Annotated in this window: 10 protein-coding genes; all 10 read right to left on the reverse strand. The window is 43.1% G+C overall.

What is annotated here, in order from left to right; translation table 11 throughout:
* Positions 1-39: 39 nt before the first annotated feature.
* Positions 40-2,478, reverse strand: a complete 2,439-nt coding sequence (locus A5294_RS05150; RefSeq protein WP_064340622.1) for an ATP-dependent DNA helicase RecG — start codon at positions 2,476-2,478, stop codon at positions 40-42.
* A 91-nt stretch (positions 2,479-2,569) separates the two neighbouring features.
* A complete protein-coding gene (gene rpmB, locus A5294_RS05155) occupies positions 2,570-2,764 on the reverse strand; it encodes a 50S ribosomal protein L28 (RefSeq protein WP_004105392.1) in 195 nt (64 codons plus the stop codon).
* Positions 2,765-2,891: 127 nt separating this feature from the next.
* The gene (gene fni / locus A5294_RS05160) at positions 2,892-5,255 is read right to left on the reverse strand and encodes a type 2 isopentenyl-diphosphate Delta-isomerase (protein WP_064340623.1); all 2,364 of its coding nucleotides are present in this window, start codon (positions 5,253-5,255) and stop codon (positions 2,892-2,894) included.
* 9 nt (positions 5,256-5,264) lie between these two features.
* Positions 5,265-6,362: a diphosphomevalonate decarboxylase gene (mvaD, locus tag A5294_RS05165; RefSeq protein WP_004574055.1), complete on the reverse strand. Its 1,098-nt coding sequence runs from the start codon at positions 6,360-6,362 to the stop codon at positions 5,265-5,267.
* 135 nt (positions 6,363-6,497) lie between these two features.
* On the reverse strand, positions 6,498-7,661 hold the full coding sequence (gene mvk / locus A5294_RS05170) for a mevalonate kinase (protein WP_101892196.1): 1,164 nt from the start codon (positions 7,659-7,661) through the stop codon (positions 6,498-6,500).
* 501 nt (positions 7,662-8,162) lie between these two features.
* A complete protein-coding gene (gene rplI / locus A5294_RS05175; protein ID WP_004105397.1) occupies positions 8,163-8,609 on the reverse strand; it encodes a 50S ribosomal protein L9 in 447 nt (148 codons plus the stop codon).
* A 16-nt stretch (positions 8,610-8,625) separates the two neighbouring features.
* The gene (gene rpsR / locus A5294_RS05180; RefSeq protein WP_004105399.1) at positions 8,626-8,874 is read right to left on the reverse strand and encodes a 30S ribosomal protein S18; all 249 of its coding nucleotides are present in this window, start codon (positions 8,872-8,874) and stop codon (positions 8,626-8,628) included.
* 139 nt (positions 8,875-9,013) lie between these two features.
* The gene (locus A5294_RS05185; protein WP_064340624.1) at positions 9,014-9,595 is read right to left on the reverse strand and encodes a single-stranded DNA-binding protein; all 582 of its coding nucleotides are present in this window, start codon (positions 9,593-9,595) and stop codon (positions 9,014-9,016) included.
* A 154-nt stretch (positions 9,596-9,749) separates the two neighbouring features.
* On the reverse strand, positions 9,750-10,046 hold the full coding sequence (gene rpsF / locus A5294_RS05190; protein ID WP_004574062.1) for a 30S ribosomal protein S6: 297 nt from the start codon (positions 10,044-10,046) through the stop codon (positions 9,750-9,752).
* Positions 10,047-10,442: 396 nt separating this feature from the next.
* Positions 10,443-11,675, reverse strand: coding sequence for an AMP-dependent synthetase (locus tag A5294_RS05195; RefSeq protein ID WP_231880200.1), 1,233 nt, complete (start codon positions 11,673-11,675; stop codon positions 10,443-10,445).
* Positions 11,676-11,811 lie beyond the last annotated feature (136 nt).

Consider the following 11,811-nt stretch of genomic DNA (forward strand, 5'->3'; position numbering starts at 1 on the left):
TATAAGATATTTTGCGAGCAAATTCAGAACTTTAGAATTTTAATTGCTTACGATTTGCGTACTTCCGCCTCTCGTAAAATCAAGCACTGCACCTGCAAGATACGGCAACGAAACAAGATGAGCGTCTTTTTGCAAAGTCTCCAACGCATCTTCACGAGCCATAGCGATAATCTTTGCATCCTTAACAACTCGCAAAATCTTCAAACTCGAGCGACCACCCGACTGCTTATCGCCAAGAACATCGCCAACATTGCGCAATTCCAAATCTTTTTTAGCAATTATGGCACCATCTAGCGAATTTTCAACAACTTGCAAACGTTCTTGAGCAAGACTTCCATCCTCAGTTTGCGCAACCAAAAATGCCCAAGAATTCGTGCCACCACGCCCAACACGTCCACGCAACTGATGCAATTGCGCAAGGCCAAAACGATCCGCGTCAAAAATCACAATGCAACTCGCTTGAGGCACATCAACACCGACCTCAATAACCGTTGTAGCAACAAGAACTTGCACATCTCCGCGTGCAAAATGTTCCATCGTTTCGCGTTTTGTAGCATCATCGTCGCGACCAGTAAGCTTAGCAAAAGTAACGCCTTTAAATTGCGGCAAAGCTGAAAGCCGCTTCAAAATGCCGTTAACTGTGTGAAGTTTACGCAAAGAATCTGCGCTATTTTCTTCAAATTGATTAGATTGCACAGATTGCGAAACATCTTCAAAACCTTCAGATTCATCGCTATCAAAATCCCTAGCAGAACCACTAGCAGAACCACTAGCAGAATCCCTACCAGAATCCTCATTAAAATCATCATCAATATGCGCGCAAACAACATACGCACGCTCACCTGCATCAATGCGAGCACGAATATGCGCAAACATTCTCGCCATAGTATTCGCATCCGATTCTTGTACAACAAAAGTGCGAATAGGTTTTCTGCCTCCAGGCAATTCAGTTAAATATGAAGCATCCAAATCACCGAACCACGTCATAGCAGCAGAGCGCGGAATAGGCGTTGCAGTCATTACTAAAAGATGCGGTGTAAAAGACTTTTCAGCACTATCATGCGGATCTACACTCATTTTGCGTAACAAAACATCGCGCTGCTCAACACCAAAACGATGTTGCTCATCAATAATTACCAAAGCTAAATTAGTCGGCTTAAAAGTCGACGAGAACGCTGCATGAGTTGCAACAATAAGCGAAGGCTCCCCACTTGCAACACTCGCTAGCGCACGTCTGCGATCCGCAAGTCTCATGCCGCCAGTTACTACGATTACAGGCACTTTTAGATTCGCGCGCGCAATCATTTGGCGCAAATTTTCGGCATGTTGAGACGCCAGAACTTGAGTAGGAGCCACAAGCACAGCCTGATATCCTGATCCAACTGCCTCAAGCATTGCAGCGAGCGCAACAACTGTTTTTCCGGAACCAACTTCACCTTGAAGCAAGCGACGCATCGGATGGCGCTCACGCATGTCACGTACAATCTCATCAATTACATCTTTTTGACCTGCAGTAAGCTCAAACGGCAAACTTTCCACAAATTCATTTCTTATAAGAGAATTATTACAGGATTTTGCTTGATTATCTTTAGAATCTTCACGAGATCGCAATACAGCTACTTGGGAAATAAAAGCTTCTTCATAGCGCAACGAGTCAACAGCTTTGTAAAATTCGTCAACTGATTGCGGATTATGAATTGAGTATATTGCTGACGCTCTAGTCATGAGGTTACGTTTTTTTAGCACTGATTCAGGCGTAATATTTGGGATTTGCAGGGATTCAGTAGTGCAAACTGCGGAATTTTTAGAATCTGCGGAAGCTGCGAAATCTTCAGAATCTTTAGAATCTTTAGAAAGTGCAGAAAGTATAGAAAGTATAGTTTCGTGAATATGCTCACTAGAGATTCGCGAATTGGCATGATACACAGGCATAGGAGCACTCATACGCGCCAAACCATCTTCCACACTTCTTACAGTATCGCGAGATTGATGTAAGCTATCGCTTTCTTCTACAGCAGATACGGTTAAAATTTGAGGATGCGTAAATTGCAATTTACCATTAAAAGCGCTAGATGTGCCGCCAACAACAACCATTTCGCCAACATGCATCTTTGCAGAAAGCCACTGAGCGTATTGACGATTTTTAGAAAAATAAATAAGTTGAGCTACTGCTTGCATATCTTGCAAAACGTTAATTTCGATTCTAAAACCACGACGAGCGTTCATAGGCACAACGTTAATTGACTGGACTTGCGCATAGAAAGCCACTTCTTCGCCAATTTTTACATCTTTTAAGTTCGCAATTCTCAGTGGACTTGTAACTCTAAACGGGTAGTAAGTTAACGCGTCTTCGACTGTGACTATGCCCAAAGATTTTAATGCAGAAACGCGTCGCTTATTGCTGATTATCGTAGAAAGCGAAGTATGCATTTTGGCTGAGTTCGTGGGCGTATTTAGCATACTTCGATTATAAATCATCCGCAATCAGGAATATAACGTGCGCGCGAAAAAATATGCAAATACAAAAAAGCCCCGAGCACTGCTCAGGGCCTTACATTTAACACGCGATTCACGCCTCAACGCGCTGAACCTTGCCTGCCTTAATGCATTTTACGCACACACGAAGGCGAACGTTTTCGCCATCAATGGTGGTGCGAACCGGCTGAAGGTTCGGGCGGAAGGTGCGCTTATTGCGAATGTGCGAATGTGAAACGCTGAAACCGGTCTGCGGTCCCTTGCCACATACTGCGCAACGAGCTGCCATAATGGACTCCTATTTTCTTTGACTTGCAAGTCTTGCGTCATTCAAACACACGAACTACTTACGCAAATTACTTACGCACATTGCATAAACAAATAAGCACGCTTGAACGCACAACTACACAAGTATATCACTTACCAAGACAATCCGCGCGCACGAACTCAGTCTTTTCTTGTAAATCCTTGACTGTCTTGCATCCAAGAAGAGCCATAATCACCCTAATTTGCTTCTTCCAGTTATCAATTTGCAAAGAAAGCGCATCCTCACCTTCATGCATAAGCGTATGCAAAAACTCGCCAGCGACACCAACTGCAGAAGCACCCAAAGCCAACGCGCGCACAACATCCAAAGGCGTGCGAACTCCTCCACTTGCGAAAACTTCCATATTTTTTAACGAATCACACTTGCGTATGTCAACCAGCGACTCAACAGTAGTAAGACCCCAATCAGCCAAATAATCACAGTCGCCTAAGTTCCTGCGAGCATTTTCTATCGTTACAAAATTAGTTCCGCCACGACCAGAAACATCTACAGTGCGCACTCCAACATCTTTAAGACGCTGAACATCTTTAGCAGAAATTCCGCATCCAGTTTCCTTCACAATCACAGGCACCTTTAAAGCTTCACACGCACTGACAATAGACTCAATATTGCACAACCAATTTCGAAAATCGCGATCGCCTTCTTGCATAACCAACTCTTGTGCAGCATTTAAATGCACTTGTAACGCATTCGCATGAATCATGTTTACAGCACGCAATGCATCAGACGCACTAGTTCCAGCGCTAACATTTGCCATCACAAATCCATGTGGATTTTCGCTTCTTATGACACTGAAAGTGCTGAGTAAAGTTTCGTCTCGAAGAGCAGCACTCAAAGATCCACTCGCCATAGCAACAGAATTTTTTGCAGCAACTCTAGCAAGACTTGCATTCACTTTTTTAGCAGCATCACTTCCGCCGGTCATTGCGTTAATATATATCGGCGAGCACCAACGCACAGAATCGCATACTTCACTTCCTAGCACGCTCACGCTATCGTCAATTTCTTCAAGCGCAACTTGCGGCAAAGCATTCGGCACAAAACGCACTTTGTCAAAATCTGAATCTGCACGAGTTTTATACTGCTTGTCCGCAAGCGCAATATGCGCGTCTTTTCGGTTTTGTATTATGCAAGATTGAGCAGATTGCATATTAAGCTCGTTACGCTTAGCAAACGCGTCTAATACAATATTTTCAGAAGGCTTACCAGTTCCAAAAATTTCCGTAACATCAATATTCAATGGCTTTATTCCATTGGCTTCCCAAGTAGATTTCATAGTTTCAATTACATTATTGTCATAAATTGTCGACAGCGCAATTGCGCAATCTCCTCCGCCTGCACCGCTAGTTTTTGCAGGAATACCGGCACAAGTCGCAATTTCAATAAATTTTGTAAGTTCACGCGTTTCGATAACAGTTCCAGTAAGAGCACTTAATTTTTGCAACAACGCACGATTTTGAGCAAAACCGCTATAGATTTCGCTTATTTCAAACTTTTCAATTGCGCGCGCAAGTTTTTGCACGCAAATCTCACTTTGTTTGCAAAAATCTTCGTAAGTAAAAGATTTAATTTTTTTGTCAAAAGCACTAGTTTCGACGTTACTTTCAACGTTATTTTCAGCGTTACTTTCAACGCTACTTTCCGTACTAGTTTTAACGCTACTTTCTACGCTACTTACTAGCTTTGCGCTAGACGCAGGAGAACCAGTCCAGCCGACTAAAAGTTTTAGCGACTTATCTACATTTAAACGCTTAACTTCCAGTCGCGGCCACTTTTTGTGCAACAACTCACTGAAATCAGAGCATCCGGATTTTACTAGCGTAAGCTCAGCTTCAAGCCACTCGCGGTTATACGCGCGATACATAATCCAACCGCCATAAGAGCTGGCAGCAACGTCTCCACCGCTTCCGGATTTTTTAACACTCGACGACGCAATTAACGCTAACTTGCAAATTTCTGGAGTCGAAAGATTCAAATCATACCATTTGCACAACGCGCGAATAACCGCAACAGTTACCGCAGCAGAAGATCCAAGACCGTATTTTCTACCAGTTTTTACATCATCAAGTTCGCTAGAAATATACACATTGTAACTTTTGCGGTTAATATTTGGCGCACATTCCTCACTAGCATAAGCGTCGACTACGCACATTGCAGCGAGCACATAAGCATATTTTCCGTCGTTTTGTATTTCAATACTTCCGTCGGATGCACGCGACCAAAGAAGCGGTTTATATTTTTCGCCATCTGAGGTAATCACACCACAATAATTTCTGCTACTAGGCGCATTTTTCTGCAAATTTTCGCGTAACTCTTCGTTTAAAGTTTCATCACTTACACTAACCGTCACATAACGATTAACAGCAGCAACAATTGCAGCACAGCCGTCAACAACAGCATACTCGCCCGCAATATAAAGCTTTCCTGGGGCACTAGAGCGCACTTGAGTCATATTATCCGCCTATTTTAAACTCGTACTCACCGTCACAGCGTCACCTGGCAGCGCAATCGCAAATTTCGGCTCGCAATATTCTGTATTACAAAAAACGCTAGAATTACGCAAACCATCTTCAACTCGCGAGCGCAACTGACACATCGCACGATAAGCATCATCTCCAGAAGTAAGCACCTTCACATTCGGACCAGCATCCATCGTAGACCACACCAGCCAACCATCTTTTCGCATATTTTTAACCGCTTCAAGCACAATATGCGTGCTACTAGTCAAATAATTCACCGATGGAACAGCATTATGCATAGTTTCGTGCATTCCAAAAGCATTGCGTTCAACAACCTCACCCAATTGCTCAATATCTGCTCGCTGAATTGCGTTTTTAGCAATTTCAAGGTCGTCCTTCGACTGCTCAACCCATTGCATATACGTTGGCGAAGTTTCAACCGTTCTGCGCATCGCTTCTCGGCTAGAAATCGGCTTTTTGCTATCGTCCAAAGTGACGACAATCATAGCAAGGTTTAAATTTTTAAGCGCAACTTGTGCGTTTTCAATAGGCTCTGCATAAGACGTTTCGTCGTCGCAACCTGCATGCCAAATTGAAAGTCCTCCAAAAATCGAACGACAAGCTGAACCAGAACCACGTCTTGCAAGTCTAGAAAGTTCTCGTGGAGTTAGGTTTAATCCAGCAGCGTACGAGGCAGCAGACGCAAGAGCTGCAAAACCAGACGCACTCGACGCAAGACCAGCAGCAGTTGGCACAATATTATGCGAAATAACGCTTGCTTTCATTGAAATTCCTGCAATTTCACGCACCAAATCGAGCATAGCGACTACGCGACGAAAAGTTTTGGCAGACGGCGAAATCTTTTCATTATCTAAAGTAAAAGTATCTTGTTCAAGATTATTCGCAAAACTTACGCTTGTAGTTGTAGACAAATCCGAAAGGGTGAGCGAAAGCGAGGAAGTATAAGGCAAAATCAGCTTTTCATCGCGCTTACCCCAATACTTAATCAGCGCAATATTCGCGTTTGCTTTAGCAAAAGCTGAGTTGGGTGAAAGACTAGCGTCAAACGTTATTTTTGGCTGAATTTCAACATTTTGCATGCTGTTCCTCTTGCGGCAGATAAGTAATTCTCGTTTGTTAATGTGCTAAGCAATATTTTAGCAAAACAGTGCGCACAAGCTTCTTTTCTTTAAACAACTGTAAAGTTTATGCTACATTTCAAGTAAAAATAAGATTCAATTTATTGCAGAATCACCTATATTTACAACCCACGTATCGCAAGCACCGGCATTTTTAAAAGCTTCACTCACTCGCTTAGCAGCATCCTCACTATCAGCCAGCGCAATGACACATCCTCCACCACCTCCACCGGTAAGTTTTGCACCCAACGCGCCATGCTGACAAGCAGCATCTACCAAGGCGTCAAGTTTTGCAGTACTTACGCCCAAATCCGCCAAAATACGGTGTGCGAAAGTCATTTGCTTACCCATATTTTCAATACGGCCAAACGCCAAATCATCTTCTGCAACAGCCGCAATCTCCCCCAATTTATTGAGCTGCGCTCCAACTTCAACAGGATTCGATTCTAAACGAGAACGTAAAGCTTCAACTGTTTCGCGAGTCATTCCTTTGCATCCAGAATCCGCCAAAACAAGCCACGCACGCATGTTAATTTCCATGCGATCAAAACAGCCACGACTAAAACGCACAGGCCAGGAAGCAGCAGTTGCAGTGGCATCCAAGCCTGAAGAACATCCGTGAGCCACACACTCAGCAGTCTGCGTCAACTTAAAAATCTCATCATTGCTAGCTGCAACGCCATAATAGTCAAGAATCGCACGAATTACAGCACCGGCAGCTGCCGCAGACGAACCAAGACCTCGTTCTGCTGGAAAATCAGACTCGGTAAAAATGTGCAAATTCTCACCGCTCCACCCTGCAAACTCTAGCGACGCGCGAATTGCTGTTCGTATGCTATTAAAGCGCGTAGGAATTTCGGAAAGTTTGCCAGTAAAGTCAAGGCATGAAAGAGTTATATGTGAATCGAGATTCGTCGTAGATGCTAAAGATTCGCTTGATGTAGAAGATAAAGATTCACACGAAACAGGTGCTAAAGATTCATTGCAACTAGTTACAACAGCGCGCATACGCAAGTTTTTAAGCGGCAAAGCTATTGCAGAATGGCCATAAACCACGGAATGTTCGCCAAAAAGAATAACCTTCGCGCAAGTTTCGCCATAACCTTTGTGATTGCTGTATTTTATTGCGTTTTCAAGATTTGCGCTTACGGAATTTTTACAAGCATACTCTTCGTCATTGCGAATAGCAGATATGTTGGCATCTTGCGCTTTTGCGTTCATACTAAGCTCGTCAGCCAGTTCATATTTGCTTTCCAGCACAGTTTGCATCTCCTTTATAATTTCGCAATTTTCCAACTGTTCTAATTTAGTCGAGTAAAACTTAAAAAACTACGTTACGCACGTGACACTTACAACACATTCACATTTGGAAAACGGCAGAAACTTTACACGAGTGTAAAGTTTCGGTCGGATTAAAGCAATAAAACAGCAGAAACTTTACACGCTTGTAAAGAAAAAGTCGCAAAATGGCAGAAAAACGGCAGAAACCTTACACGAGTGTAAAATTTCGGTCGGATTAAGGCAATAAAACGGCAGAAACTTTACACGCTTGTAAAGAAAAGGTCACGCGGGGAATAGAAATGTAAAACCGACCAGCGCGCAGCAATAAAAAAACTCTGCGCAGCATCGCAATGAGAAAACTCAATACAACGCAAACGCAGAGTTAATGCTTAAGTTCAATCCACATGTATTACAAGCAGAAAACCACTAAAAGCAAGAATCTGCTTGCTGCAACATGTTTTGTAAAATTCACAAAGCTACTTACTCAGCCACAACCTTAACAGTGAAGGAAGCGGTGATTTCCGGATGCAACGTTACGGTTGCTGGGAACTCACCAGTGGTCTTAATAGTAGCAACCTTAATTGCGCGAGCCTCAACTTGAGCCTTGGAAGCCAAAGCAGCAGCAATCTTATCGGCAGAAACGCCACCGAAAAGCTTGCCGGATTCGGAAACCTTAGCAGAAAGCTCCACAACGGTGCCTTCAATCTGAGCCTTAGCTGCAACTGCCTCTTCACGAGTGGCAACAGCCTTGGCAAGACGAGCGCGACGCATTGCTTCAATCTGGGAAGCAGCACCCTTGTTCCATGCAAAAGCAAGACCCTGAGGAATCAGGTAGTTGCGTGCATAGCCAGCCTTAACTTCAACAACGTCACCAGAGTGACCGAGGTTGGCAACAGTCTTGGTAAGAATAACCTTGGTTTCAGCCATATTCCTATCCTCTCAATCAGCGACCGGTAGTGGCGTAAGGAAGCAAAGCCATTTCGCGAGCATTCTTCACTGCCTTCGCGATCTTGCGCTGTTCCTGCACGGTTACGCCGGTGATACGACGGGAACGAATCTTGCCGCGGTCAGAAACGAACTTGCGCAGCAAAGCAACGTCTTTATAATCAATTTCAGTAATCTTGGCAGCCTTCAAAGGATTTGGCTTCTTTTTGAAAGGCTTGACCGGTGGTTGCGGCCTTTTGCGTGACATAAGATGTCCTCTCTCAAATCCGTTATGCTTTTTGTTCGCATAACATTTAACTGATGATGTATTTATAAGGATTAAGTAAGCGCGTAAATAAGTGCATAAATAAACAAATAAATACGCTATCTATAGCTCAACTAAAACGCTAGAACTCAGGTTCTTCAGAATCGCCACCAAAATCAGAATTGGCACCGAAAGTTGAAAAACTATCGTTTGTTGGCGCAGCAGCACTCCACGGATCAGCCGCTGAAGAACTTGCGGCATGCTGAGAAGCAGTCTGGCTAGCAGCATAATTTGCTCCGCCAGCATAACCTGCACCAGCAGCATTTGCTGCACGCGAGCCACCAGCAAAACCTGTTGAAGAGCTTTGGCGGTTAACTTGCGCAGTTGCATAACGCAAAGATGGACCAATTTCGTCAACTGTAAGTTCAACAACTGTGCGATTAGAGCCGTCTTGCGCTTGATACGAACGCTGCGACAACCTGCCTTGAGCAATCACGCGCATGCCTTTAGAAAGGCTGTTTGCACAATGTTCTGCCAAGTCTCTCCACGCTGAGCAACGCATAAATAATGCAGGCCCATCCTCGAACTGATTCGTATTACGATTAAACGTTCTAGGTGTGGATGCAATGGTAAAGCTCGCAACAGAAGCACCGTTGGAAAGTGCCCTTAATTCAGGATCCGAAGTGAGATTTCCCACGACGGTAATAATTGTTTCACCTGCCATATCGTGCCTTTTCTTTCTCGCTTTACTCGTAATCGCATGTTAGTTAGCAATTACTGGCAATTTTGTGCGCAACTTATGCGCGGTTGTTTACGTATTTATTTAGCTTAACTAGTTTTTATTTAATTCACTAGAGCTTACTTAGTTTTGCTAGTTTTTACTTAGCGTCCTTGCGAAGAATCTTCGTGCGGATTACAGATTCGTTAAGGTTCAAAACACGGTCAAGTTCGTCACTTACAGATGGCTCGGCAGTGTAGTTCACCACAACGTAGTTACCTTCGGTTTTGCCTTCAATTTCGTAGGCAAACTTGCGGCGACCCCAGTAATCGGTACCGTCAACGGAACCGCCCTCGTTGGTGACAAGCTCAAGATACTGCTCGGTCAACTTCTTAAGACCGTGCTCATCCAGCTCAGGATTTGCAATGAACATCAGTTCATACTTATGTGCAGACATCACCCACCTCCTTCGGACTATCGGCTGTGGACCTTCCACAGCAGGAGTGTGTTTGCAAAATATGCGCGATATGTTTGATGACAAGCACCAAAACCGCACACAACTTTGCTATTTTACAGCACGCTCGTGACGACGAGAGTTACGCGCTTAAACGATGGTGTCAGGCGGCAGAAACTTTACAGCGGCGTAAAGTTTCGGTCGGCTACACGCCAAAAAACGGCAAAAACTTTACACGGGAGTAAAGGAAAGGTCGTTTTCGTGCTAAAAAGCGGCAGAAACTTTACAGCGTTGTCAAGAAAAGGTCGTTTTCGTGCTAAAAAACGGCAAAAACTTTACACAGGAGTAAAGTTTTGGTCGGAATCAAGCGCAAAGTTCCGCAGCACACGCACGCATCGGCTATTTCCCAATAATTCTAGGCACTCCAACAGCTGCAAGTTTCTTCTCAAGCTTCCTAGGATCAAGGATATCCGAGTAATTAAAGCGCACGATTTTATTTACGCCACATTCCTTCATAAGCAATACCTCACGTTCCGCTTGTTTGTCGATATTCTTATGAATAACACTCTGGTTTCGCGATTCGAATAAATTTTTATTGTCTTCTGAAGAATTAAGATTCACATTCTTATATTGCGCATCATCTGTATCAATGTAGTATTTCGAATACCCGTCAAACTCCCCAACAATCAACTCCCCATTATTCAGGCTCCACAAAAAGTCGCAACGATACTTCAAATTTACATGTGGAATCTCAAACTCACGCTGTAATTCTGGTATCATAAATCCTAAATTAATCATTGTTCCCCGAGCTAAGGATTCACCAGCGTTCTCGCTAAGACCATTTGCAAAGAAGCAAAGCTTACATAATTTAGCCAACTTTTTTTGTTCACACTCAAAAATTTGCTTAAAAGACAATGAAAAATTAGTCCCACCATTCGTTTTTGCATAGTTTCGCAAGTCATCCAAATAAGCGTAATCCCTTGTATAATGACGTTGGTTTTTGTGTAAACTGCCATTCGCACACGTTTTATTATTTGCAATCTCACTATTACAATCGACGCCACTCAAGTTATTCTTGCAATCGCAGTATCGGCTTTTGCAAATTTCGATCACTCTGTTTAAATTCACATTATCTCGCGCTGCTGAATCGAAAATAGGCAAAGCAAATCTAAATGAGTAATTATTAGCAACGTCAAACAACATAGTGCTTTTATCTACCAAGTGACTTTTTATTTCTTCAGTCACGCAATCGCTTGCATGCGGAAGCTTTATTAATTGTCCAGTACTGTTATTCTCACGCGTTAAAATGCGGACATCATCGCTCATACCATTCTGTTCGTAACCTACGGAAGGAATAACTTTTAGTTGATTGTTATACTTGTTTGATTTTCGCTTGTTGCTTCGAATATAAATTTTAGTATCTCTTGCGTCCACACAATTTTTCTTTTTGCTAAGAAAAGCATTATCATAGCAATTTTTTTCGCTGTCATAATCTTTCGAAACTTGATACCCAAGAAGTGCCGAGGCAGTCGAAGCTGTTAATTTACAATCGGGGTGCGATTCAATAATAGATAACGCAATATGACGTATTTTTTCAGCTTCGTAAAGACTATTCCAATATTCTTTACGCATGTAAAGATTTTTGTACACGCGCACAGCTTCTCCACGTTGCGATGACCTTTGAACTGCTTTTCTTTCAGCATTAGTTTTCGGGGCGAAGCAACGCTTATTCTGTTCACTATTCGAAAATAAATCGTTTATATAAAAA

Origin of the sequence: Gardnerella sp. 30-4 (assembly GCF_001641215.1) — a bacterium.
Taxonomy (GTDB): Bacteria; Actinomycetota; Actinomycetes; order Actinomycetales; family Bifidobacteriaceae; genus Bifidobacterium; species Bifidobacterium leopoldii.

Excerpts from the sequence above, each read along its gene's own strand:
- A5294_RS05150 (WP_064340622.1), bottom strand. The coding sequence starts at position 2,478 with ATGATTTATAATCGAAGTATGCTAAATACGCCCACGAACTCAGCCAAA.
- rpmB (WP_004105392.1), bottom strand. The coding sequence starts at position 2,764 with ATGGCAGCTCGTTGCGCAGTATGTGGCAAGGGACCGCAGACCGGTTTC.
- fni (WP_064340623.1), bottom strand. The coding sequence starts at position 5,255 with ATGACTCAAGTGCGCTCTAGTGCCCCAGGAAAGCTTTATATTGCGGGC.
- mvaD (WP_004574055.1), bottom strand. The coding sequence starts at position 6,362 with ATGCAAAATGTTGAAATTCAGCCAAAAATAACGTTTGACGCTAGTCTT.
- rplI (WP_004105397.1), bottom strand. The coding sequence starts at position 8,609 with ATGGCTGAAACCAAGGTTATTCTTACCAAGACTGTTGCCAACCTCGGT.
- rpsR (WP_004105399.1), bottom strand. The coding sequence starts at position 8,874 with ATGTCACGCAAAAGGCCGCAACCACCGGTCAAGCCTTTCAAAAAGAAG.
- A5294_RS05185 (WP_064340624.1), bottom strand. The coding sequence starts at position 9,595 with ATGGCAGGTGAAACAATTATTACCGTCGTGGGAAATCTCACTTCGGAT.
- rpsF (WP_004574062.1), bottom strand. The coding sequence starts at position 10,046 with ATGTCTGCACATAAGTATGAACTGATGTTCATTGCAAATCCTGAGCTG.
- A5294_RS05195 (WP_231880200.1), bottom strand. The coding sequence starts at position 11,675 with ATGCGTAAAGAATATTGGAATAGTCTTTACGAAGCTGAAAAAATACGT.